The organism is Streptomyces sp. NPDC025651 (assembly GCF_055558735.1).
Genome location: NZ_JBVHLZ010000007.1, coordinates 429,192 through 451,432, shown reverse-complemented (window position 1 = coordinate 451,432; position 22,241 = coordinate 429,192). Strand labels below are relative to the sequence as shown.

Genomic DNA, 22,241 nt, shown 5'->3' with positions numbered 1-22,241 from the left:
CCGTGGGCGTACGTCTTCGGGCCCATGCCCAGGTCAGGGGTGCGCGCCTAGGATCGGGGGATGCATGCGACGCCCCCTGCCCCCGGTCCGCCGGCCTCGTTGCGTACGGTGCGCGCCTGGTCGCGCGACCCCCGGCTGACGGCGGTGGCCTGGGCCGCCTCGCTCGCCTACCCCTTCGCCCTGTACTTCGGGATGATCGAAGGGCACGGCGGCTTCGGTGCCCTGACGGTCGTTCCGCTGCTCGTCCTCACCGCGCTGGTCGGCGTACTCCTGCGGAGCGGGCCGCTGCCCGCGCTGGCGCTGCTGCTCGCCGGATGGGCCGCCGCGCGGCTGCAGATGCCGAACTCCGAGATCGTGTACCTGCAGGTGCTCCTCGGCGACCTCGCCGTCGGGTACATCGCCGCGGTCCGTCCGCGCCGCACCTCGGTCGCGGCGGCCGCCCTGGCGTTCGGCGCGCAGCTCGCCACCAATCTGCCCTCGCTCGGGCCGACCCCGGTCAGGTCCGCCCAGCTCGCCGCGTTGATCGCCCTCGCGGTGTTCGCCGCCTGGCTGACGGGCGACTCGGTGCGCGAGCGCAGGGAACACGCGCGGGAACTGAGCGCACGCGCGGCCGCCGACGCCGTGACCGCCGAACGGCTGCGCATCGCACGGGAGTTGCACGACATGATCGCGCACAGCATCGGCGTCATCGCCATCCAGGCGGGCGTCGGCAGCCGCGTCATCGACACCCGGCCCGCCGATGCCCGCAACGCCCTCTCCACCATCGAGGCCACCAGCAGGGAGACGCTCGCGGGGCTGCGCAGAACGCTGGTCGCGCTGCGCAGGCCCGCGGAGGGCGCTGCTCCCTTGGGCCCCGCCCCCGGCCTGGGCGCGGCCGACGTCGACCGCCTGGTCGCGTCGACGCTGGACGCCGGGGTGCGCGTCGACGTGCGTCGGCGCGGCACGCCCCGGCCGCTGCCCGCCGACATCGACCTGGCCGCGTTCCGGATCCTGCAGGAGGCGCTCACCAACGTCGTACGGCACGCGGGCGCCGACGCCTGCCGGGTGACCATCGACCACGGCGCCGACGAGGTGACCGTCCAGGTCGACGACGAGGGCCGCGGCGGGCTGCCCGCCGGAACCGGCTACGGCATCGTCGGCATGCGCGAGCGCGTCGGCCTGCTGCACGGCCGCTTCGCCGCGGGCCCCCGCCCCGAGGGCGGCTTCCGCGTGACGGCCCGGCTGCCCGTGCCGCGCGGGGACGCCGGATGAGCGCCGTACGCGTCGTCCTCGCCGACGACCAGCCGCTGGTGCGCGCGGGCCTGCGCGTGCTGATGGCCGACACCCCGGACATCGAGGTCGTCGGGGAGGCGGGCACGGGCGGCGAAGCGGTGCGGCTCGCCTCGCAGGTGCGCCCCGACGTCGTCGTCATGGACATCCGCATGCCGGGCATGGACGGCATCGAGGCCACCCGTCTGGTCAAGGAGGACCCGGCGGGGCCGAGCGTGCTGGTCCTGACCACCTTCGACGACGACGAGTACGTCTACGGCGCCCTGCGGGCTGGCGCGAGCGGGTTCCTGGTCAAGGACATGGCGCTGGAGGACATCCTCGCGGCGGTCCGTGTGGTCGCGGCGGGGGACGGGCTGATCGCGCCGGGCGTCACGCGGCGCCTGATCGAGGAGTTCGCGGCCCGCCCCGAGCCCGCGCCGCCGCCGGCGCCGCGCGCGGTGGAGGGCATCACCGACCGGGAGCGCGAGGTCCTCACCCTGGTCGGGCGGGGCCGGTCCAACGCCGAGATCGCCGCCGAACTGTTCATCACCGTGGCCACGGTCAAGGCGCACGTGGCGCGCCTGTTCACGAAGCTGGACGCCCGCGACCGCGTCCAACTGGTCATCCTCGCCTACGAGATGGGGCTCGTGGCGCCCATGCGGTGACCGTGAACCGACCTGACCGGCGGGGTGCCTCCGAGGGCGGCAGCCGTGACCGTGCCAGTGATTGCTGGAACTTTTTACCGACGCGCGGCTTCACTCCTCACCTACCCGCGCGTACTTTGCCATGCACGCATCATCCCGGTGATCCGGATCGCAGGGCGTACAGCCATCGCAACTCCCTTGAGCCGCAAGGAGATCACACGATGCTGCCCTGGAGACGAGCGCTGCGCGCGCTCGCCGCCGCCCTGCTCGTCACGGGCGCGCTCACCCTCACCCCCACCGCCGCGGCCGCACCGGCCACGGCGCCGGCCGCGACGTCGAGGGGCTGGAACGACTACGACTGCAAGCCGTCCGCCGCGCACCCCCGCCCGGTCGTCCTCGTGCACGGCACGTTCGGGAACTCCGTCGACAACTGGCTGGTCCTCGCGCCCTACCTGGTCAAGCGCGGCTACTGCGTCTACTCCCTGGACTACGGCCAGTTGGAGGGCGTGCCGTTCTTCCACGGGCTCGGCCCCATCGACAAGTCGGCCGGGCAGCTCGACCGCTTCGTCGACAAGGTGCTCGCCTCGACGGGCGCGAAGGAGGCGGACCTCGTCGGCCACTCGCAGGGCGGCATGATGCCGCGCCATTACCTCAAGTTCCTCGGCGGCGCCGACAAGGTGAACGCCCTCGTCGGCCTCGCGCCCGACAACCACGGCACGACGCTGCTCGGCCTCACCAAGCTGCTGCCGTACTTCCCCGGCGCGGCGGACCTGCTCACCACGAAGACGCCGGGCCTCGCCGACCAGGTGGCGGGGTCGCCGTTCCTGACCAGGCTCAACGAGGGCGGGGACACGGTGCCCGGCGTGCGCTACACCGTCATCGCCACCAAGTACGACGAGGTGGTCACCCCGTACCGCTCCCAGTTCCTCGACGGCCCCGGGGTGCGCAACGTGACCCTGCAGGAGCTGTGCCCGGTCAACGTCGCGGAGCACGTGGCGACAGGGATTCTGGACCGCGTCGCCCACCACGAGGTGGCGAACGCGCTGGATCCGGAGCACGCGACGCCGAGCACGTGCCTGTCGTAGCGGGCGAAGGGCCGCGCCTCCCCGGTCCCCGGGAGAGGCGCGGCCCTTGAAGAGCGGCGGTCAGCGGCCGTGGCGGCCGGCCGCGCGGCGGCGGGTCGTGGCGAACATCGCCGCGGCGCCGACGGCGAGGGCGGCCGCGCCGCCGACCGCGATGTACGGGGTGGTGCTGTCGCCGCCGGTCTCGGCGAGGTTGTCGCTCGCGGTGGTGCCGGTGGTGGCCGGCTTCTCGGCGCCGCCGTTCACCTCGGGCTGGTTGCCGGCCGGCTCGTCGGCGGGGGCGGCCTCGGTGACGTCGGCGCCGGTCTTGGCGTCGGCGTCGCCGTGGCCGTGGTGCTCGACGGAGGACTTGTCGGCGCCGGCCGCGATGTCCTGCTCCGAGGGGGCGGAAGCGGCCGGGGCGGGGGCGGAGCCCGAACCGCCGGTGTCCTTGCCGAAGACGACGTCGGAGCAGGTGTAGAAGGCCTCGGGGGAGTCCGAGCGCTGCCAGATCGAGTAGATGAGGTGGCGTCCCGACCTGGCGGGGATCTTGCCGTCGAAGACGTAGTCGCCGTTCTCCATCTTCGGGTCGGTGACCTTGACGAAGGGCTTGTCCTCCAGGTCCGACCACTTCAGGGGCTTGGCCGGGTCGTACGAGTCCTTCGTGACGTACAGCTCGAAGGAGCCCTTGTGCGGGGCGGTGCCCTTGTAGCGGAAGGTGTGGTTGCCGGCGGCCAGCTTGCTGGACGGCCAGTCGGCGCGCGGCAGGTCGAGGCCCTTGTACTTGTCGTTGTTGGCGCTGCACAGCTTGCCGTCGGGGATGATCTCCTTCGACTTGCCCGCGGCGTTGGCGATGTTCACGCCGTTCCAGTCGTAGAAGGCCTGGGCCCCACTGGCGGCCACGGCGGCCTTGCAGGCGGCCGACTTCGGGGACTCGGGCCCCTCCTGGAAGCAGGCGGAGACCCGGCTGACCGGGTCCGTCATCGAGCCGTGCGCGGCGGCGGGCGTGACCGAGAGGGCGGTCAGGGCGAGCGGGGCGACACCGACGGCGGCGATCGCGGCGACCTTGCGGCGACGAGCAGGCATGGGTGGTTCTCCTCAACGACGTTTCAGGGGTGGGGACACGAGACGGCCGCGAACGGCCGGCACCGCCCCCCGACACATGCGGCACCGACGGTTCGGAACCGCCCCGGCGCCGAGAAAGCTAGCCCCTCGAATCCGCGAAATCGCCTGCTGAGGCCGGGTGATGGAGATCCTTATGGTCGCTTTAAGGAAGCGCTCAGGCTCCGCTCAGGTCGCGCCCGCGATGCCCGGTTTGGCGCTGCGGGGCCGGGGCTCATCCCACCCACCGGTACCGCCGCTCCGGCCGCCCCGTCCCCCCGTACCGCAGCGACACCTCGGCCCTCCCCGTGGTCGTGAAGAACTCCAGGTACCGGCGGGCGCTCACGCGGGAGAGGGCGCCCGCTTGTGCGCACTGTGTGGCCGAGAGGCCCTCCGGGTGGTCGCGGAGGGTCTGTTCCACCAGGTCCGCCGTGTGGGCCGCCAGGCCCTTCGGCAGTTCCCTGGAGCCCGGTGGCCGGGTGCCGAAGATGTGGTCGACGTCCTCCTGGCGGGCCTCCTCCAAGCCGTCGAGGCGGGCCCGCAGGGTGGCCACGTGTCTCAACTGCGCTTGCAGGGCCGCCTGGTTGAAGGGCTTGATCAGGTAGTGCAGGGCGCCCGCCCGCAGCGCGGCCCGTACGATCCCCGCGTCCCGCGCCGCCGTGATGAACAGGGCGTCCACCGGCTGCCGTGCCGGATCCCGCTCCTCCGCGGCCCGCAGCTCGCGCAGCACCGCGATGCCGTCCATGTCGGGCAGATACACGTCGAGGAGTACGAGGTCGGGGCGCAGGCGCTCCACAGCGCCGACCGCTTCGGCGCCGCTGTGGGCGACGCCGACCACCGTGCATCCCTCCACCGAGGCGACGTACCGACTGTGCAGCTTGGCGACCATGAAGTCGTCGTCCACGACCAGCACCCTTGTCATCGCGGCAGGCTATGGGCGCGACCACAACGACCACAACGTCCGTTGCTTCCGGAAGAGAGACAGGTTGTCGACGCGCGGGCAACATGTGGGCCACCTCACACCCGACTACGTACCGACAGGTGGTGGCACACGTGCGCCTGCGCACCCCCCTCGCCCTGTTCGGGTCCGCTCTCCTCGTGCTCGTGGCGCCGCCGCTGCTCACCACGGGCAGCGGCGCCGAGACCGGAACCCGGATCCCGGGCCTGCGCCTCATGGTCCCCAACACGCCCGGCGGCGGCTACGACATCACCGCCCGTACCGCGGCGAGGAACGCCGAGGACGCCGAACTCACCCACAACATCGAGGTGTTCAACCTCCCCGGCGCCGGCGGCACCGTCGGCCTGACCCGGCTCGTCGGCGAGCACGGCAACGGCAAGCTCGCCATGTCCATGGGCCTCGGCGTCGTGGGCGCCGCCCGCTCCAACCACGCGCCCAAGACCCTCGCGGACACGACGCCCATCGCCCGGCTCACCGAGGAGCAGGACGTCGTCGTGGTCGCCAGGAACTCCCCGTACAAGACCATCGAGCAGCTCGTCGACGCCTGGAAGGAGAACCCCGGCAAGCTGCCCGTGGGCGGCGGATCGTCCCCCGGCGGACCCGACCACCTCGCGCCGATGCTGATGGCGCGCGCCGCCGGGATCGCCCCGAAGAAGGTGAATTACGTTCCCTTCGACGGCGGCGGCGAACTGCTCGCCTCGATCCTCGGCAGCAAGGTCGCCTTCGGTGTCTCCGGAGTCGGCGAGTACCTGGACCAGATCAAGTCGGGCGAGCTGAGGCTGCTCGCCGTCACCGGGCCCAAGCGGGTGCCCGGCCTGGACGGGCCCACGCTCAAGGAGTCCGGCTACGACGTGAACTTCACCAACTGGCGCGGCATCGTCGCCCCGCCCGGACTCAGCGACGCCGAGCGGGACAAGCTCATCGGACTGGTCGAGAAACTGCACGCGTCGCCCGAGTGGAAGAAGTCCCTCAGGACCAACGGCTGGGACGACGCCTTCCTGCCCGGGGAGGAGTTCGGCGACTTCCTGGAGGCCCAGGACGAGCGCGTCGTGTCGGTGCTGAAGGAGCTGGGGCTGTGACCGCGACCGACCCCGCTCCCGAAGCGCGGGCCGCCCGCTCCTGGCTGCGCGAGCACTCCGAACTCGGCGTGTGCGTCCTGCTGCTGGCCCTCGGCGTGCTCGTCCTCACCGACGCGCTCACCATGGACGTGGAGATCGCCCAGCGCGGCCCGATCGGCCCGAAGACCGTGCCGGTCGTGGTCGGGATCGGGCTGCTCGTCGTCGCCCTCCTGCTCGCCGTCGACGTCCTGCGCGGCGGACACGGCGAGGCCGAGGGCGGCGAGGACGTCGACCTGTCCGAACCGGCGGACTGGCGCACGGTGTTGCTGCTCGCCGGCGTCTTCCTCGCCACCGCCGTCCTCATCGAGCCGGTCGGCTTCCCCGTCACCGGGGCGCTGCTCTTCTGGGGCTCCGCCTACGCCCTCGGCAGCCGGCGCGTCGACCGGGACCCGCTGATCGCCGCGGCGCTCTCCGTCGTCACGTACGGAGTCTTCGACAACCTGCTCGGCGTGCCCCTGCCGGGCGGCCCCCTGATGGGAGTGCTGTGACATGAACGCCTTCAACTCCCTGATGGACGGCTTCGGCACGGCCCTGACCCCGATCAACCTCCTGTGGGCCGCGGTCGGCGTGCTGCTCGGCACCGCGATCGGCGTGCTGCCCGGCATCGGCCCCGCGATGGCGGTCGCGCTGCTGCTCCCCGTGACGTACGGACTCGAACCGACCGGCGCCTTCATCATGTTCGCCGGTATCTACTACGGCGCGATGTTCGGCGGCTCGACCACCTCCATCCTGCTCAACACGCCCGGCGAGAGCGCCGCCGTCGTCGCGGCGCTGGAAGGCCATCCGATGGCCAGGTCGGGGCGGGGCGCGCAGGCCCTCGCGGCCGCCGCCATCGGGCACTTCGCGGGCGGCATGATCGGCACGGTCCTCCTGGTGGCGCTGGCGCCGACCGTGGCCGACCTGGCCGTGGACATCGGCGCCCCCGACTACTTCGCGATCATGGTCCTGGCCTTCATCGCGGTCACCTCGGTGCTCGGCTCCTCCCGCATCCGGGGCCTCGCCTCGCTCCTGATCGGCCTCACCATCGGCCTGGTGGGCCTGGACCAGATGACGGGGCAGCAGCGGCTGACGTTCGGCTCGCTCCAACTCGCCGACGGCATCGACGTGGTGATCGTCGCGGTGGGCCTCTTCGCGATCGGCGAGGCCCTGTGGGGCGCCGCGCACCTGCGCCGCACCAGCGGCCATGCGGTCCCCGTCGGGCGCCCCTGGCTGGGCGGGCAGGACGTGCGGCGCACCTGGAAGTCGTGGCTGCGCGGCCCGTTCATCGGCTTCCCGTTCGGCGCGATCCCGGCGGGCGGCGCGGAGATCCCGACCTTCCTCTCCTACGTCACGGAGAAGCGCCTCTCCAAGCACAAGGAGGAGTGGGGCAAGGGCGCCATCGAGGGCGTCGCGGGGCCCGAGTCGGCGTCCTCCGCGTCCGCCGCGGGCACCCTCGTCTCCATGCTGACGCTCGGCCTGCCCACCACGGCCGTCGCCGCGGTGATGCTCGCGGCCTTCCAGCAGTACGGGATCCAGCCGGGCCCACTGCTCTTCGAACGCGAACCCGACCTGGTCTGGGGCCTGATCGCCTCGCTCTTCGTCGGCATGGTCCTGCTCCTGGCCCTGAACCTCCCGCTGGCCCCGCTCTGGGCGAAGCTCCTGCGCGTTCCGCGGCCCCACCTCTACGCGGGCATCCTCTTCTTCGCGGCGGTCGGCGCGTACGCGGTCGGCGGCGAACCGCTGGACCTCGTCATCCTCCTGGTCATCGGCCTGATCGGCTTCGGCATGCGGCGCTACGGACTGCCGGTCCTGCCCGCCGTCATCGGCGTCATCCTCGGCCCGGGCGCCGAGCAGCAGCTGCGCCGCGCCCTGCAGATCAGCGACGGCGGCCTCAGCGGCCTGTTCACACCGTTCTCCGTGACGGTCTATGGACTGATCGTCCTGATCGTGGCGTGGCCGTTGGTGAAGAAGGCACTGGTGCGGGCGCGCCGACGTGGCGTAGACGTGGAGGCATGAGCGCAGCACCCGAGACACCCGCGGACATCCGCCCCGCCACAGCCGCCGACGTGCCCGCCGTGCGGGCGGTGACCGACGCGGCGTACCACCACTACATCGAACGCATCGGGGTGGTGCCCGCCCCCATGGAGGCCGACCACGCGGCCGACGTGGCGGCGGGGCGGGTGTACGTCACCGGGGACCCGGTGGTCGGGCTCCTGGTCCTCGTCCCGCGCCCGTACGAGGGCCGGCTCCTCCTGGAGTCGATCGCGGTCCACCCCGATGCCGCGGGGCAGGGGGTGGGCCGCCGGCTGCTCTCCTTCGTGGACGCGCACGCGCGTGCGCTCGGCTTCATCGAAGTCACGCTCTACACCAACGCGTTGATGTGGGAGAACCAGAAGATCTATCCCCGCCACGGCTACGAGCTGGTGGAGCGCCGCGTGGACGGCCCCTACGACCGCCTGTACTACCGCAAGCGCCTCAAGGACACCTGACCCGGCCGCATCAGGTGTCCTCTCACCCGTCTTGCGCCCGTCCTCACCCGTCCGGCCACCAGGTCCGCTGAATGTCCTTGCGGACCTCGGGCCTTTCCCGCGGAGCGACCTCCGACTCCTGCCTCTCCCGCGTACGTCGACTGCTGGACCTGCCGGTGGGCTTGTGCGTGGTCACTCGGCGCATGACTGCCTCCCTGTCCTGTCCTACCGATTTCCACCGGAGGGGTCCGCTAGACCTCCGCGGGGCCGGTTTCTGATCCAGGGGCGACAGCCGGCGTCCGCGGACACCGGACCTGAGGGGCCGTCAGAGCGTGGCGAGACCCTCGCCGCGGGCCACGGACTCCAGGTCGTCCAGGGCCCGGAGGGCTGCCGCGGCCGCTGCGGGATCCGTGGTGGGGAGGGTGCTTGCCTCGAACTCGTCCTCGTCCAGGCGCAGTACGGTCGTGCCGTCCGCCGAGCACCACAGGTCCAGGTCCAGGTCCACCACCGTCACGGTGCCGCCGTCGCGGACCGTGGGGCGGGTCACGTCGCAGTACCAGCCCTTGTGGGTGCCGTCGGCGGCGTACACCTCTTTGATCGCGTACCAGCGGTCGCGCCAGTAGTGCTCCACGAAGACGTCGCCCGGCTCGAAGCGGACGAAGCCGAAGTCGCGGGTGTCGGGGGCCGCCCAGGGGGCGCGGACCGTGATCCGTGCGCCGTCGTCGTGGAGCAGTTCCGCCGGGTAGCGGATCTTCGTGCGGCCCGCCTTGGTGAGGGTGATCTCCAGGGTGGGGGCGTCGGCGGGTTCTGTGTCAGCCGAGGTCGCGGACATGGCGTACCTCCGTCGCGCAGATCTCGTAGCCGAACCACTTGTTGATGGCCAGCATCGGTTCGTTGCCGGCGTCGTTGCCGGTGAACGCCTCCGTGCAGCCCGCCGCGCGGGCCCGGTGCAGGGAGTCGTTCTTGGCGAGCTTGGCCAGACCGCGGCCGCGGTGCGCCCGTGCGGTGCCGGTCATGCCCGAGGCGTAGCGGCCCTCGCCGTCCGTGCGGGCCAGGCTGAACGCCGCCGGGCGGCCGTTCACCAGGGCGACGGTGGTGAGCTCCTGACTGACCAGCGGGTGGTGCCAGGTCTCGGCGAGCCAGTGCTGGTAGTCCGTGAACTCCGCGGCCACGTCGCTCGGTTCGTCCGCGACCGTCTCCGCGTCCAGGTCGAAGAGGGGGCGCGCGTCCTGTGCGTACACCGAACCGCTCACCAACTCCACGCCGGACGGCGGCTCCTGGAGCGGCGGCAGGGAACCGCCCGCCAGGTCGAGGCGGAGGAAGTGCGCGCTGCGGCTCGCGCGGTAGCCGCGCCTGGCGGCGAAGGCGAGGTTCGCCGGCTCGTCGAGGACCCACGAGTAGACGGTGGTGGCGCCCTCCGCGGCCAGGTGCTCCTCGGCGGTGCGCAGGATCAGTGAGCCCGCGCCGGTGCCGCGCCGGTCCGGGTGCACGTACACGTTGGCGAAGCCCTGGCCCGGCTGGGGGCTGTCGTAGGCGAGGCCCACCTGCGCCGTGCCGATGACCTCGCCGTCCGCCTCCGCGATCAACTGCAGGTAGTGGGCGTCCGGGTGGGCGTGCGCCCGGTCGAACGCGACCGATTCGGCGGTGGCGAGCATGGCGGGGACGCAGACGCGGCGAACGGCGGCGAAGCCTTCGGCGTCCGCCGGGGTGGTGGGGTCGAGTGCCCGGACGATCACTGTCATGGGGCCGCACGGTACGCGGGGGGCGTGCGCGGGCGCTTCCCATTTTCCGGCGGGTGTTCCGCTCCGGGCGGGGCGGGTGTGCGGGAGAATCGCCGTGTGACTTTGAAGATCGACATCGATGGGGGCGCGGGCGACGCGCCGTACGAGCAGGTGCGGGCCCAGATCGCGGAGCAGGCGCGGGCGGGGGCGCTGCCGGTGGGCTACAAGTTGCCGACGGTGCGCGGGCTCGCGGAGTCCTTGGGGCTCGCGGCCAACACGGTCGCCAAGGCGTATCGGGCGCTTGAGGCGGACGGGGTCGTCGAGACGCGGGGGAGGAACGGGACGTTCGTCGCCGCGGCGGGGGACGCGGCGGCGAAGGGGGCCTCGACCGCTGCGCAGTCGTATGCCGACACGGCCCGGCGGCTGGGGCTCTCCGAGGAGGAGGCGCTCGCGGCCGTGCGGGACGCGTTGCGCGCGGCTTACGGGAGTTCTGGCTAGGCGTGGTTTACCGGTGCTCGGCGGCTTCGGTGTTGTGCCCACCCTTCCCCAAGCTCTCGGCTTCGCTCGAGCAGGGGAGACCCCACTCGCCCTGCGGAACGCCTGCCCACAACGGGGGGGGCTGCTTGCAGAGGATGGGCTACAAGTACAAGCCCGCCTCCGCGTCCTCCCTCTGGGTCGGGACCGAGGTCGGGGCCGTGCCCCGGCGGAGGGCGAAGAGTTCTGCCAGCGTCGCTCCCTCGCGGCCCACGCCCTCCTCCGTGCCCAGCCACTCCACCGCCTCCGGGCGGGTCAGCGCGCCCACCTCGATGCGGGCCAGGCAGCGGCCGGGGCGGACGACCGCCGGGTGCAGGCGCTCCAGGTCCTCGTTGGTCGTGACGCCCACCAGGACGTTGCGGCCCTGGCCGAGCAGTCCGTCCGTGAGGTTCAGGAGACGGGACAGCGCCTGGCCCGCCGTGTGCTTCGCCTCGCCGCGGATCAGCTCGTCGCAGTCCTCCAGGAGCAGCAGCCGCCAGCGCCCCTTCGCCGTGCCGTCGTCCTCGCCGATCGCGATGTCCATCAGATAGCCGACGTCACTGAAGAGCCGCTCGGGATCCAGGACGCAGTCCACCTGGCACCAGTCCCGCCAGGACCGCGCCAGCGTCCGCAGCGCGGAGGTCTTGCCCGTGCCCGGCGGCCCGTGGAGCAGCAGCAGCCGCCCCGAGATGTCCTCCGGCGTCGTCTTCATCAGCTTGTCCATCGCGTCGGCCACCGGCGCCGTGTAGTTGGGCCGCACCTCCTCCCACGTACCCGCCGAGATCTGCCGGGTGGTGCGGTGCGGGCCGCGCCGCGGAGACACGTACCAGAACCCCATGGTCACGTTCTCCGGCTGGGGCTCGGGCTCGTCCTGCGCGCCGTCCGTGGCCTGCTTCAGGACCTTCTCGGCGAGCTCCTCGGTGGTCGCCGTCACCGTGACGTCCGCACCGCGGTTCCAGCGGGAGACCAGCAGCGTCCAGCCGTCCCCCTCGGCGAGCGTCGCGCTGCGGTCGTCGTCGCGCGCCGCGCGCAGCACCTTCGCCCCGGGCGGCAGCAGCGTGGAACCGGACTTGACGCGGTCGATGTTCGCGCTGTGCGAGAAGGGCTGCTCGCCCGTCGCGAAGCGGCCGAGGAACAGCGCGTCGACGACATCCGACGGGGAGTCGCTGTCGTCGACGTTCAGCCGGATCGGCAGGGCGTCCTGAGGGTTCACAGACATGCCGCCATGATCCGGCACGCACCCGCCCTCGTGCATCCGGTTTCCGAGGTGCGTCCCTTGTGTCCCGTTCCGTGGCGCGGACGCACGGCTGTGGTGCGGAACCTCGCCTACCGTCAACATGCCCGGATACCCTTGCCCCTGATGGGACGTCATGGGTGGAATTCGGGGACACGGCGGTGGCGTCTCACCGCCCTGCTCGGCGTTGGCGCGGCCGTGGTGGCCCTGGTGATCACACTGGTCAGCACGTTGCCCGGCGGCGGGGGAAGCACCGCGGGCACCACTCCCGACGGCGACAAGGTGCACGGCACCCCCGCCGTCCCTCCCGGTGACGCCGAGCCGCAGGTCGGCTGGGGCTTCACCCACACCCAGTACAGCGCGGACGAGGGCGGGGACGAGGCCGTCGAGCGCGCCCGCTCCGCACTCGCCGACCAGGGGCGGCCCGTCCCGCAGATCCAGCACCTCATGGGCTGGGGCGCGGGCAACCCGGAACCGGTCCCGGGGCGCTACGACTTCTCCGGCATGGACCGCCGCATGGACTTCATCCGGGCCAGCGACGGCACCCCCGTCATCACGCTGTGCTGCGCCCCGGACTGGATGAAGGGCGGTGAGCCCGGCGCCGACAACACCGACTGGAGCCAGCAGTCCCTGGAGACCGCCCCGGAGCGCGAGCACTACAAGGACTACGCGAACCTCGCCGCGACCGTCGCCAAACGCTACCCGGACGTACGCCACTTCGTCGTCTGGAACGAGTTCAAGGGCTTCTGGAACACCGAGAAGGGCCGCTGGGACTACGAGGGGTACACGGAGTTCTACAACCTCGTCTACAAAGCCCTGAAGAAGGTCAACAAGGACATCATGGTGGGCGGCCCCTACCTCGTCATGGACAGCGTCGACCCCCGCCAGACCCACGGCGTCTCCCAGGAGGTCAAGGGCCCCTGGGGCAGCATGGACCAGCGGGTCCTCGACGCCTTCGACCACTGGAACAAGAACAAGGCGGGCGCGGACTTCGTCGTCGTCGACGGCTCCAGCTACACCGTGGACGACGAGATGATCCCCGACGAGTTCGAGGCCACCGACAAGTTCGCCGCCGTGGGCAGGTGGGTGCGCGAGCGGACCGGTGACCTGCCGCTGTGGTGGGCCGAGTACTACGTGGAGCCGAGCGACAGCCAGGACAACCGCGACGACTGGTCCGAGGCGCACCGCGTCGCCGTCCAGGCCTCGGGGCTGATGGAGATGGCCCGCGGCGGCGCCACCAGCGGCTTCTACTGGAACCCGCAGAAGAGGGGCGCCAAGTGCGCGGGCTGCCTGTGGACCTCCACCCAACTGCCCGACGGCGGCGCGCCGTTGCCGATGATGGACCTCGTCGACCGGTTCGGCACGGAGTTCGGGCCCGGCACCGAGTACGAGAAAGTGCAGGTCGCCGCCGACGACCGGCCCGACGTCCGTGTCCTTGCCGACGACGAGACGGTCCTCGTGGTGAACACCCTCGACCGGAAGATCAGCGCGAAGGTCGACGGGCAGCGGTTCGACATGGCGGGGTACGAGGTGAAGTGGCTCAAGCGGTAGCCCACTTCACCCCTGGCGCGTGGCGCTCACGCCATCGTCACGAACCGCTGGATCAGTGACGCGAGCAGCACCGCGAGCAGCGGCAGTGAGAACCAGAAGCTGCTCTGCAGCCACCTCTGCTGCCGCACACTGGGCGCCGCGGCGACCCGCACCACCTCGCGCGTCGCGAGGAGCAGCACCACCGCGACGGCGGCGAGCCCGCCCACCACCGACCACGGCGTCCACGTCACCTTCGGGCCCACCGGGCCGGGATCGGCCTTCGCCGCCCTGCCGTCCGGCTCCTCGCGCAGGGCGTAGAGGGTCGCGTCGTCGTTGGTGAAGACCTTCTCGAGGTCCTGGCGCTCGTCGAGGTTCTGGATGAGCCGCGGCTCCCACGACCTCGAATAGCCCGCGTCCAGCTGCAGATACGTGGTCTGGCTGCGGTTGATCATCAGATACGAGTTCGGCCCCGCGTCCTTGAGGGCCTTCACCAGACCGGACACCAGGACCGGGTCGGCCGGCGCGAGGGTGGGGAGGTACTCCACCTTCTCCATGTCCCGGGCGCCCCAGGGCATCGCGGGCGTCACGTTCTTGACCGTGTCGTTGCTCATCCAGAGCAGCCGCACCGTGGGGTCGTCGTGCGCGTACACGTACTCCATCGCCGTGACCTCGCCGGGGCGGATCCGCTCGAAGGGCTCGTTGCCCCAGCGGGCCACCAGGAAGCCGCCCATCAGGACGAGCCCGGCCATCAGCGCGGCCAGCGGCGCGAGGCTCACGCGGTCGCGGTCCCGCTCCTCCGCCGTGATGCCCGCGCGCGGGAACAGCGCCAGACCGGCGAGCAGGGCCGCGCCCGGCAGCGCGAACATGAAGACGCGCAGGGCCATTTCGCCGCCGTACGACTGCATGGCGAAGCCCAGGAACGGCACGAAGGTCAGGACGAGCAGCGAGCGCTCGCTGTACTTGTAGAAGCGCCGCCGCCACCAGCCCCAGCAGGCGAACGCCAGGACGGCGCCGGCCATCGCCACGCGCACGTACAGCACCAGTTGGTGCGTCGAACTGCCGCCCTCGATGCGCCCGGAGACCGAAGAGGACACATTGCCGCCCACGCCGCCGACCCCGCCGAACAGCTCCTCGAAGTGCCCCGACCAGTACGGCTCGGCGAGGAAGCCGAGCCATACGACGACGAGCACCCCGAAGAGGATCGGCAGGCCGCGCAGTTCGGAGCGGCCGACCAGGACGAGCACCGTGAGCACGCCGAGCATCACGAACGGCGTGAGCTGGTGCGCGGGGACCGTCGCCGCGAAGAGACCGATCAGGACGAGCAGGAGCACCGCGCGCTCCCGGCGCCCCGCCGGTTCGACCTCGGTCTCGCCGGGGCGCCGCTTGGCCCACAGCACGCGCGGGGCCCGGAACCACACCATGAGGACGGCGACGAAGGCGATGTACAGCAGGAAGGTGAAGCCCTGCGGGGAGAAGTAGTCCTGGCCGACCCAGCCGCTGAGCACGAAGATCCACAGGCCCGCCCACTTGGCGCGCCAGGCCGCCCGCATGGAGCGCACGAGCAGCAACATCGGTGCCAGGTAGAGCAGTTGGATGACCGTCGGCCACCAGCGGATCACCTCGGTCATGTCCGAGAGACCGCAGGCCTCGGCGACGAAGGTGGCCGCGGCGAAGAAGCCGGGCCAGCTCCAGCGCGCGTCCAGATCGGGCACCGCGGTGCCCGTCCGGTCGATGTACTCCATGAAGCCCAGGTGCTGCCAGGCCGTGGCGAACCGCGGCTCGGCCTCGATGACCGCGGGCAGCGCGTGCAGCGACACGACGGTGGCGAGCAGCGTCACCAGGAGGAGGCCCTTGAGGGGCCGGTCCATCCAGAGCAGCGCGGCGAACACGACGATCAGGAGGGCGGCGCCGAGGAGTGTCGGCATCGGCAGGACGGAGATCAGCCCGAGGCCGCCCATGTCGTCCAGGTCCTTCTCGCCGAGGCCGAGGGCGGGAAGCCAGTACAGCCCGAGCGCGGCGGCGAGGAGGAGCGCCATGACGAGGACGCCGGCCCAAGGAGTGCGCGGGGGAGCGGCGGGTTCCTCGGGCAGGGGGCCTTCGGGCAGGGGCTCGCCGGTCGACAGGTCGTCGGTCAGGAGGTCGTCGGTCGGCGGCCTCTTGGTCAGGGGCTCCTCGGGCAGGTCCCCCGCCGTGGAGGGGGGCTCTGCCGGGGGAGCGGGCGGCATGGGGACTTCGGGGACCACGGGGGCCTCCGGGGCCGCAGCGACCGCCGAGGCCTCCGGAACCACTGAGGCCTCCGGAACCCCCACGGCCTCCGAAGCCGACGCGGTCTCATGCGCCGACGCGGACACGTCCCGCCCCGGCCCCTCCGCCGGCGGCGTCGACACGGACGAGGAGGCCCCGGCGGGCGGGGTGGATCTCAGCGCCCAGGTGGGCCGGTGCTCCATGTCGTCCCCCTCGCTCTGCGCCGCGGGAGTCCCGGCGGCGGGCGTGCCAGGACCCGGCCGCACGTCCGGCCTGCGCTCCTGGTGATCGAAGTCGAGCTGCACGGCGAGCTGCAGCGTGTCCGAGTCGAGGTACTCGCGCAGCGCCCACGCGGGCCCGTGACGCTCCCTGCCCTTGGCCGGCGCGGCGGCCTCCGCCCGCACCTGCTCGGCGGGCGCGTCCGGCGTCCCCAGGTCGGCCAGGTCCCCGTCCGGCGCCGCCCCGTCGGCCGCCCGCCCCGGCGGTGTCGCCCGCGCCACGCGGTACAGCTTCGGCGCCGCGATCGCCACGATCACCGCCAGGCTGGAGATCTCCGCGACGCCCGCGCCCGTCAGACCCATCCGCGGCAGCAGGAGCAGCGTCAGACCGAGCACCAGGACGCACAACAGGCCCTGCAGCCAGGCGATTCCGGTGGTCCGGCTCTGCGCGCGCCGCACCGCGAAGTACGTCTCCATGACGACCCGCAGCAGCGCGCCCACCGCGAACCAGCGCAGCAGGGGAGTGGCCGCGTCGGCGTACCCCTGTCCGAACATGCTCAGGACGTACGGCGCGGCCAGGAAGAGGATCGCGCACACCGGCAGCATGATCATCGCCATCCGGCGCAGCGCCGAGCGGGTGTTGGCGGCAAGCAGCGCCGGGTCGTGCGCGCCCTCCACGGTCAGCGAGGCGCCCATGTTGATGGCCAGGAGGTTGACCGTGCCGCCGATGGTGGTGGTGATGTAGAAGTACGCGTTGTCGACCGAGCTGACCTGCGAGGCGACGATCACGGGTACGAGATAGACCACGGCGAGCGAGAAGAGCGAGCCGGTGTAGTCGCCGGCCAGGAAGCGGCCGATCTCACGCAGTGACGGCGGATGGGCCTTGCCCTCGGTGGCCTTCACATGGCGCGGCACCAGACGCCGGAAGACCAGCCAGCCCAGCGGGATCACCGACACCGCGATGGAGGCGACCCAGGACACGAAGACGCCCGCGGTGGGGATCGCCGCGGCGATCGCGATGAGCAGCCCGAGCTTGGCCACCGAGAAGACGGTGTTGCCGACGGGCACCCATAACGCGCTGCGCAGCCCGGTCAGGACGCCGTCCTGCAGTGTCAGGACCGACCAGGCGACCACGGCGAGGACGAAGCCGACGCCGTGGACGGGACCGTGCAGGAAGCGGTACGAGGGCCCCCACAGGTTGAGCGTGAGCAGGAAGACCACCGCGGCCAGCGCCACGGCCACCGAACTGCCCGCGTACGTACGGAAGATGAGCCTTCCCGTGGCACGGCCCGCGATCGGTATGAACCGCGCGAGGGCGCCCGTCAGCGTCACGGCGGTGAGCCCCGCGAGGAGTTTCATCGCGGCGATCGCCGCCGAACCCTGGCCGACGGCCGACTCCGAGTAGTACCGGGCGGCCGCCAGCCAGAAGCCGACGCCGAGCACGCCGGAGATGCCCGTGTTGAGCATCAGCGCATAGGCGTTGCGGAACAGCGGGCTGTCGGCGTCGCCGCGGCCCGGCAGGCGCATTCTGCGGGGCCTGCCGGACGACGGCGACCGCCCGGTGCTCGCGGACCCGGAGACGTCGGCCTGGGCCGTGGTCGTGTCAGACACGGGAGAGAATTGCCTTCCGGCGGACCTGTCGGGCTCGGCGGACCATCGCGTACCCCTTGGTGAGGGCGCGGTCCCTGGCGAAGGTGCGGGTCATCGAGCGGCCCGTCACGAGCCGCTCGAACTCGGCGGTCCCGGTGGAGCGGCGCACGGTGACCCGCCGCAGCGCGTACGGGCCCTGGGTGCGGCGCGCCAGGCCGTTGCCGACGGCGAGCGCCTGGGTGAAGCCCGTCTCCCGCACGCGTTCGCGCACCCGGCGGCTGGAGTAGCCGTACGGGTACGCGAAGGAGGCGGGCCGGGTGCCCAGTTCTTCGGTCACTATGTCGCGGCAACGTCTCAGCTCGAACCGCAGCTCGTCGTCGGTGAGTTGGTCGAGTTCGGGGTGCGTGTGGCTGTGGCCGCCGATCTCCGTTCCGGCGGCGGCGAGTTCGCGCACCTGGTCCCAGTCGAGCATGCGGTCCAGGCCGCCGCCGGTGTCGTGGTCCCCGCGCAGCCAGCCGGTGGAGACGAACAGGGTCGAGGCGAAGCCATGCTTGGCGAGCACGGGCAGAGCGTACCGGTGCACGCCCTCGTAGCCGTCGTCGAAGGTGATCAGTATCGGCCGCTCGGGGAGCGTGGTGCCCGACGAACGCCACACGTCGGCCAGTTGGGAGGTGGTGAGCGGGGTGAACCCCCGCTCGCCGAGGACTTCCATCTGGCGGGTGAACGCGTCGGGTGACACCGAGAGGTCGCGCGTCGCCTCGTTCGGCACGCGCGCGACCGCGTGGTACATCAGTATCGGCACGGGTCTCCCACTCATGCGGCAGCCCCCTCGCCGCCTGTGCTCCTCTTGTCGTCGGCGGGGGTCCGGTCGCCGATCTCGACGACCGAGAACGTGGCGCCGCCCCCGCGCGCACGGATGCTGCCGAGTACGTACCCCCCGGCCGCGGCGGCCACTCCCGCCACGATGGCGCCCGCACGGCCCGCGCCGCCCGTCCGTCCGAGCAGGGCGTCCCGCAGCCCGCGGGCGATTCCGGCGGGCAGCACGCGCGTGGTGTAGCGGCGCTCGGACTCAAGTCCCTTGTCTGCGCCGACACTTCGGGCCACGAGCGCCTTCGAGAGGCCCTCCGCGTACGTCCTGGTGCGGAAGTAGGCGAACCGCTCCCGTGCCGCCGGTACCCGGTGGTGGATCACCGAGCGGTCGTCGATCAGCAGGATCGCGTCCGGTGCCGCGCGGGTGAGGCGGATGCAGAACTCCGTCTCCTCACAGCCGAGCGGCCGCTTGTCACCGTCCCGCCCGATGCCCGTCGCGAAGCCGCCCGCCACGTCGAAGGCGGAGCGGCGGAACGAGGCGTTGCCCCCGAGGACGTTGCGCACGCGCACGCGGCCAGGAGGGAGCCCCTTGTACGTACAGCCCACGACCCAGTCGAACTCCTCGGGGAACCAGACGGGCCGCCGTCCCGACTCCCAGGCGGGCAGGGTGCGGCCGCCGACGGCGAGGACCCGCGGGTCCTCGAACCCCTCGGCGAAGTGCAGCAGCCAGTCCCGCTCGGCCACGGCGTCGTCGTCGAGGAAGGCGACGATGTCACCGCGGGACGCGGCGATGCCGGTGTTGCGTCCGGCCGACAGGCCGCGGGGGCCCGCGTTGGCGAGCACCCGCACCCCTTCGGCCTCCTTGTACTCCTTGGCCAGGCGGTCCAGGAGCGTGGCGTTGTGGTCGACCACGAGCAGGGTCTCCAGGGCCGCCCGTGACTGCCCGCGCACCGAGGAGACCGCCGCGAGGATGTCCTCCCAGCGGTCCTCGGTGTACACGCAGATGACGACCGATATGTCTGCGCTCAAGACACCTCTCCCTGGCCGGTGCGGAAGGGGAGTCCCCGCGCACCCTTGCGTCGTGCCGCGCTCCGGGCGCGGTCGGCACGCTCGGTGAGGATGACCTTCAGTACGCGGATGCCGTCGCGGACGGCACGGAGGTTGCTGGTGCCGTGGATGCGCAGGTACTCGTGGCTCGGGATCTCCTGCACCTTGAGCCCTGCCTTGACGACCCGGATGTTCATCAGGGTCTCGACCTCGAAGCCGGTGCAGTCGAGCTCGATCTTGTCGAGGCAGTGGCGCCAGAAGGCGTTGTACCCGTAGCACAGGTCGGTGTAGCGGGCGCCGAACTTGGCGTTCACGACGGAGCACAGGACGTGGTTGCCGAGCTTGCGGATCGGCGTCATGTCGTCCGTGCCGCCGCCGTTGGCGAAGCGGGAGCCCTTGGCGAAGTCGGCGCCCGAGACGAGGGCGGAGACGTAGGAGACGATTTCGTTGCCGTCGGCGGAGCCGTCGGCGTCGACCATCACGATGATGTCGCCCGTGCACGCCTCGAAGCCGGTGATCAGGGCGTCGCCCTTGCCCTTGCCGAGCTGGCGGACCACCTTCACGTCCGGCCACAGCTCGCGGGCGACGGCCACCGTGTCGTCGGTGGAGTTGCCGTCGACCAGGACGACCTCATGGATCCAGTCGGGCAGTGTCTTGAAGACGTACGGAAGGTTCTCCGCTTCGTTCATGGCCGGTATCACGACGCTCACCGGCGGAGTGATCGCCAAGTGGGTCGAGATCGGACGGTAGTTCCTCGAGATCTCGTTTAACGGGTCTTGGCCGGCGTCTGCCGGGCGCACAAAAGAACTCATGAGTCCTGTGGTCCCTCTCGTCCGGTGGACCGCCCGCCCCCGGGCGGTCCGGAAATTGATCCGGTTCGAAAGGGGGGTTCTCACTTGCGCATGACGAAATGGATCTCCGTGCATGCCGGGTGAGCTGGCATTGCGCGGGACGTGACTCGGATGAAGAGCGATCACCGAGCACGGCACCCCCCTACCGCGCCCCGCACCGGAACCATCGCGATCTTGAGCCCTCCCCTAGATCGCATTGCGTGATGGGCCGTTGCGGGTGGATGTAAGACGGTATTGATGATTGAGACTGTATGGCAAGACCTGGAACTTGGCCTCACGTTTTTCATGATTTGTGCAATCTAAGCGGTCACATTCGGACCGCCCTATTCCCTGCCGCGTGATCGTAATTTGCCCATCTGCTTCAGCAGTTTGTCGGCGGGCTCGAACAATTCCGGCCTCGACTGCACGGTGTTGCGCAGCGCCCTGACCGGGGCGCGCCGCGCCCGATGGCCGAGCGCGACGGGGTGGCGGAGTGCCACCCACCCCTCGGACACGGCGAGTTCGCGTGTCTTGAGGGAATCCTTGTACGCCTTCTGGCCGCGGCCGAGATCGAGGTACGCGATCCCTTCGGCGGCCGCGGCCTCGGCCATGCGCAGATGCAGGACCAGGCCGGGCGAGTACTTCGAGAACGCCGGGTCGTAGGCGGGGAACCAGCAGGCGAGTATGCGTTCGGAGCGGAGCCCGAAGTGGGCGGCTATCGGCGCGTCCCCGGCGTAGAGGACCGAGAGGATCCCGGCGAACGAGTCGGAACGGGTGTGGAAGAGGCGGCGCACGAGCTGGGTGATCCAGGGGTGCGCGAAGCGGTCGCTGCGGCCGGTCCTGCGGTACTGCGCGGACTTCCAGCCCATCAGGGTGGCGAGGGCCTCGGGGTCGCGCTCGTCGTGCACGTAGCGCACCGGGCCGTGGTCGCGGGCCAGTTTTCGATCCTTTGCGAGTGTCGTGCGGGTGAACTTCGGTGAGTGTGTGCGGAGTTGGCCGAGATAGGTGTCGTATCCCTGGTCGATGTCCATGACGGGAGAGGGGAAGGAGGCGGACCTGCCGGCCTCGAAGGGCCCCTGTCCGCCCACCAGATGGTCGAACTCCCACACCGCGAGCCCGCAGGCCCGCAGCAGCTGCCCGGCGTCCCAGTCGAAGCCGGGCCGGTGCACCAGGCCCTGGCAGTCGGAGACGCCGAGGCCGATGGCCCGGCCGACGCCGGTGATGGATCTCTGGAAGGGGAAGAAGGCGGCCGGTTCGCCGTCCTCGTGCGCGACGGCGATCCGCACCCCGCGCCGCCAGTGCCCCGTCGCGAGTGCGAACTCCGGCGAGAGGAAGGGGTTGGCGAGGTCGGGCGAGCCGTTCAGATGCGCCTTGGACTGCAGCGCGGTCCACGCCGCCCGGTCGGCGGCCGTCAGCTCGCCGGGGCGGTGCACGGTGATGTTCACGTCAGGAGGTCCACCTTCTCGTCGTACGGCGACGCAGCCGCCGTACCACTGTCAGCAGGAGGATGAGCGAGCTGAGCGCGGCGACGACGGCGACTCCGCCGCGCACCGACCACGCGTGCAGCGCCAGCATCCCCTGGGCCACGAGGAGGTCGAGCGCGACGGCGCCGGAGACGGACGCCACGACGCGGCCCCATGGCTCAAGTGTCCGCAGCGCGGCACCGATCGCCGCGCCGGGCGCGGCGAGGAGGAAGAAGAGTGTGAACGGGCCGCGCAGCGGTGAGCTCAGATCGATGAGCGCGAGCACCGCGCCCACCGCGCCCACGGCGACTGCCGCCCCTGCGAGCAGGGGCAACAGGGTTCTGTCGCGGTCCTGCCCGGTGCGCTGCCCCATGTCTGATGGCGGCGCCTTGATCCCGATGGTCTGCATTGGCGACTTTGCCCCCCAGCGCGCCGGATGCCGGGCTTCAATGTCGCGCAGTCCC

General features: G+C 71.6%; 21 protein-coding genes. 9 read left to right on the top strand and 12 right to left on the bottom strand.

What is annotated here, in order from left to right:
• Window positions 1-60: 60 nt before the first annotated feature.
• From ACZ4D5_RS26105 to ACZ4D5_RS26095, 3 genes are all read left to right on the top strand, one after another.
• Window positions 61-1,251 (top strand): sensor histidine kinase, encoded by a 1,191-nt coding sequence (locus tag ACZ4D5_RS26105; RefSeq protein WP_467774813.1) that lies wholly within the window; start codon window positions 61-63, stop codon window positions 1,249-1,251.
• Window positions 1,248-1,913, top strand: coding sequence for a response regulator (locus tag ACZ4D5_RS26100; RefSeq protein ID WP_467774812.1), 666 nt, complete (start codon window positions 1,248-1,250; stop codon window positions 1,911-1,913). Before ACZ4D5_RS26105 ends, ACZ4D5_RS26100 begins: the two co-directional genes overlap by 4 nt.
• A gap of 200 nt (window positions 1,914-2,113) precedes the next feature.
• Complete coding sequence (locus ACZ4D5_RS26095; protein WP_467774811.1) at window positions 2,114-2,977, top strand: esterase/lipase family protein; 864 nt, start codon at window positions 2,114-2,116, stop codon at window positions 2,975-2,977.
• 60 nt (window positions 2,978-3,037) lie between these two features.
• On the opposite strand, the gene ACZ4D5_RS26090 is transcribed toward ACZ4D5_RS26095, so the two are convergent.
• Together ACZ4D5_RS26090 and ACZ4D5_RS26085 are read right to left on the bottom strand one after the other, a co-directional pair.
• Entirely contained in the window at window positions 3,038-4,039 is a 1,002-nt protein-coding gene (locus ACZ4D5_RS26090) for a lytic polysaccharide monooxygenase auxiliary activity family 9 protein (RefSeq protein WP_467774810.1), read from the bottom strand.
• A 250-nt stretch (window positions 4,040-4,289) separates the two neighbouring features.
• Window positions 4,290-4,976: a response regulator gene (locus tag ACZ4D5_RS26085; RefSeq protein ID WP_467774809.1), complete on the bottom strand. Its 687-nt coding sequence runs from the start codon at window positions 4,974-4,976 to the stop codon at window positions 4,290-4,292.
• A gap of 131 nt (window positions 4,977-5,107) precedes the next feature.
• On the opposite strand from ACZ4D5_RS26085, the gene ACZ4D5_RS26080 reads away from it, so the two are divergent.
• The 4 genes from ACZ4D5_RS26080 to ACZ4D5_RS26065 are packed head-to-tail and all read left to right on the top strand — an operon-like array spanning window position 5,108 to window position 8,598.
• A complete protein-coding gene (locus ACZ4D5_RS26080; RefSeq protein WP_467774898.1) occupies window positions 5,108-6,091 on the top strand; it encodes a Bug family tripartite tricarboxylate transporter substrate binding protein in 984 nt (327 codons plus the stop codon).
• Entirely contained in the window at window positions 6,088-6,618 is a 531-nt protein-coding gene (locus ACZ4D5_RS26075) for a tripartite tricarboxylate transporter TctB family protein (protein WP_467774808.1), read from the top strand. The genes ACZ4D5_RS26080 and ACZ4D5_RS26075 overlap by 4 nt, the downstream gene beginning before the upstream one ends.
• 1 nt (window position 6,619) lies before the next feature.
• Window positions 6,620-8,125 carry a tripartite tricarboxylate transporter permease gene (locus ACZ4D5_RS26070; RefSeq protein WP_467774807.1) on the top strand — a complete coding sequence of 502 codons (1,506 nt, stop codon included), beginning with the start codon at window positions 6,620-6,622 and terminating at the stop codon, window positions 8,123-8,125.
• Window positions 8,122-8,598 (top strand): GNAT family N-acetyltransferase, encoded by a 477-nt coding sequence (locus tag ACZ4D5_RS26065; protein ID WP_467774806.1) that lies wholly within the window; start codon window positions 8,122-8,124, stop codon window positions 8,596-8,598. The genes ACZ4D5_RS26070 and ACZ4D5_RS26065 overlap by 4 nt, the downstream gene beginning before the upstream one ends.
• Window positions 8,599-8,641: 43 nt before the next feature.
• Here the strand turns inward: ACZ4D5_RS26065 and ACZ4D5_RS26060 are convergent, their stop codons facing one another.
• The 3 genes from ACZ4D5_RS26060 to ACZ4D5_RS26050 form a co-directional block, all read right to left on the bottom strand.
• A complete protein-coding gene (locus ACZ4D5_RS26060; protein WP_467774805.1) occupies window positions 8,642-8,782 on the bottom strand; it encodes a hypothetical protein in 141 nt (46 codons plus the stop codon).
• 120 nt (window positions 8,783-8,902) lie between these two features.
• Complete coding sequence (locus tag ACZ4D5_RS26055) at window positions 8,903-9,409, bottom strand: ribonuclease FAU-1 family protein (protein ID WP_467774804.1); 507 nt, start codon at window positions 9,407-9,409, stop codon at window positions 8,903-8,905.
• Window positions 9,390-10,319, bottom strand: coding sequence for a GNAT family N-acetyltransferase (locus ACZ4D5_RS26050; RefSeq protein ID WP_467774803.1), 930 nt, complete (start codon window positions 10,317-10,319; stop codon window positions 9,390-9,392). The genes ACZ4D5_RS26055 and ACZ4D5_RS26050 overlap by 20 nt, the downstream gene beginning before the upstream one ends.
• Before the next feature lie 96 nt (window positions 10,320-10,415).
• Between ACZ4D5_RS26050 and ACZ4D5_RS26045 the strand changes: the two genes are divergently transcribed.
• Window positions 10,416-10,796: a GntR family transcriptional regulator gene (locus tag ACZ4D5_RS26045; RefSeq protein ID WP_467774802.1), complete on the top strand. Its 381-nt coding sequence runs from the start codon at window positions 10,416-10,418 to the stop codon at window positions 10,794-10,796.
• 139 nt (window positions 10,797-10,935) lie between these two features.
• Here the strand turns inward: ACZ4D5_RS26045 and ACZ4D5_RS26040 are convergent, their stop codons facing one another.
• Window positions 10,936-12,030 (bottom strand): DUF5925 domain-containing protein, encoded by a 1,095-nt coding sequence (locus ACZ4D5_RS26040; protein WP_467774801.1) that lies wholly within the window; start codon window positions 12,028-12,030, stop codon window positions 10,936-10,938.
• 141 nt (window positions 12,031-12,171) lie between these two features.
• On the opposite strand from ACZ4D5_RS26040, the gene ACZ4D5_RS26035 reads away from it, so the two are divergent.
• Complete coding sequence (locus ACZ4D5_RS26035) at window positions 12,172-13,596, top strand: GH39 family glycosyl hydrolase (RefSeq protein ID WP_467774800.1); 1,425 nt, start codon at window positions 12,172-12,174, stop codon at window positions 13,594-13,596.
• Window positions 13,597-13,622: 26 nt separating this feature from the next.
• On the opposite strand, the gene ACZ4D5_RS26030 is transcribed toward ACZ4D5_RS26035, so the two are convergent.
• The 6 genes from ACZ4D5_RS26030 to ACZ4D5_RS26005 form a co-directional block, all read right to left on the bottom strand.
• The gene (locus tag ACZ4D5_RS26030; protein ID WP_467774799.1) at window positions 13,623-17,648 is read right to left on the bottom strand and encodes a lipopolysaccharide biosynthesis protein; all 4,026 of its coding nucleotides are present in this window, start codon (window positions 17,646-17,648) and stop codon (window positions 13,623-13,625) included.
• Complete coding sequence (locus ACZ4D5_RS26025) at window positions 17,641-18,444, bottom strand: polysaccharide deacetylase family protein (protein WP_467774798.1); 804 nt, start codon at window positions 18,442-18,444, stop codon at window positions 17,641-17,643. The genes ACZ4D5_RS26030 and ACZ4D5_RS26025 overlap by 8 nt, the downstream gene beginning before the upstream one ends.
• Window positions 18,441-19,466: a glycosyltransferase family 2 protein gene (locus tag ACZ4D5_RS26020; RefSeq protein WP_467774797.1), complete on the bottom strand. Its 1,026-nt coding sequence runs from the start codon at window positions 19,464-19,466 to the stop codon at window positions 18,441-18,443. Before ACZ4D5_RS26020 ends, ACZ4D5_RS26025 begins: the two co-directional genes overlap by 4 nt.
• Complete coding sequence (locus tag ACZ4D5_RS26015) at window positions 19,463-20,296, bottom strand: glycosyltransferase family 2 protein (RefSeq protein WP_467774796.1); 834 nt, start codon at window positions 20,294-20,296, stop codon at window positions 19,463-19,465. Before ACZ4D5_RS26015 ends, ACZ4D5_RS26020 begins: the two co-directional genes overlap by 4 nt.
• Window positions 20,297-20,658: 362 nt before the next feature.
• Window positions 20,659-21,759, bottom strand: coding sequence for a GNAT family N-acetyltransferase (locus ACZ4D5_RS26010; RefSeq protein ID WP_467774795.1), 1,101 nt, complete (start codon window positions 21,757-21,759; stop codon window positions 20,659-20,661).
• A gap of 1 nt (window position 21,760) precedes the next feature.
• Entirely contained in the window at window positions 21,761-22,186 is a 426-nt protein-coding gene (locus tag ACZ4D5_RS26005) for a hypothetical protein (RefSeq protein ID WP_467774794.1), read from the bottom strand.
• Window positions 22,187-22,241 lie beyond the last annotated feature (55 nt).

Bases quoted from the DNA above. Each gene is read 5' to 3' on its own strand.
- ACZ4D5_RS26100 (WP_467774812.1), top strand. From the start codon at position 1,248: ATGAGCGCCGTACGCGTCGTCCTCGCCGACGACCAGCCGCTGGTGCGC.
- ACZ4D5_RS26065 (WP_467774806.1), top strand. From the start codon at position 8,122: ATGAGCGCAGCACCCGAGACACCCGCGGACATCCGCCCCGCCACAGCC.
- ACZ4D5_RS26035 (WP_467774800.1), top strand. From the start codon at position 12,172: ATGGGACGTCATGGGTGGAATTCGGGGACACGGCGGTGGCGTCTCACC.
- ACZ4D5_RS26040 (WP_467774801.1), bottom strand. From the start codon at position 12,030: ATGTCTGTGAACCCTCAGGACGCCCTGCCGATCCGGCTGAACGTCGAC.
- ACZ4D5_RS26095 (WP_467774811.1), top strand. From the start codon at position 2,114: ATGCTGCCCTGGAGACGAGCGCTGCGCGCGCTCGCCGCCGCCCTGCTC.
- ACZ4D5_RS26005 (WP_467774794.1), bottom strand. From the start codon at position 22,186: ATGCAGACCATCGGGATCAAGGCGCCGCCATCAGACATGGGGCAGCGC.
- ACZ4D5_RS26050 (WP_467774803.1), bottom strand. From the start codon at position 10,319: ATGACAGTGATCGTCCGGGCACTCGACCCCACCACCCCGGCGGACGCC.
- ACZ4D5_RS26105 (WP_467774813.1), top strand. From the start codon at position 61: ATGCATGCGACGCCCCCTGCCCCCGGTCCGCCGGCCTCGTTGCGTACG.
- ACZ4D5_RS26015 (WP_467774796.1), bottom strand. From the start codon at position 20,296: ATGAGTTCTTTTGTGCGCCCGGCAGACGCCGGCCAAGACCCGTTAAAC.
- ACZ4D5_RS26090 (WP_467774810.1), bottom strand. From the start codon at position 4,039: ATGCCTGCTCGTCGCCGCAAGGTCGCCGCGATCGCCGCCGTCGGTGTC.
- ACZ4D5_RS26085 (WP_467774809.1), bottom strand. From the start codon at position 4,976: ATGACAAGGGTGCTGGTCGTGGACGACGACTTCATGGTCGCCAAGCTG.
- ACZ4D5_RS26060 (WP_467774805.1), bottom strand. From the start codon at position 8,782: ATGCGCCGAGTGACCACGCACAAGCCCACCGGCAGGTCCAGCAGTCGA.
- ACZ4D5_RS26025 (WP_467774798.1), bottom strand. From the start codon at position 18,444: ATGAGTGGGAGACCCGTGCCGATACTGATGTACCACGCGGTCGCGCGC.
- ACZ4D5_RS26070 (WP_467774807.1), top strand. From the start codon at position 6,620: ATGAACGCCTTCAACTCCCTGATGGACGGCTTCGGCACGGCCCTGACC.
- ACZ4D5_RS26055 (WP_467774804.1), bottom strand. From the start codon at position 9,409: ATGTCCGCGACCTCGGCTGACACAGAACCCGCCGACGCCCCCACCCTG.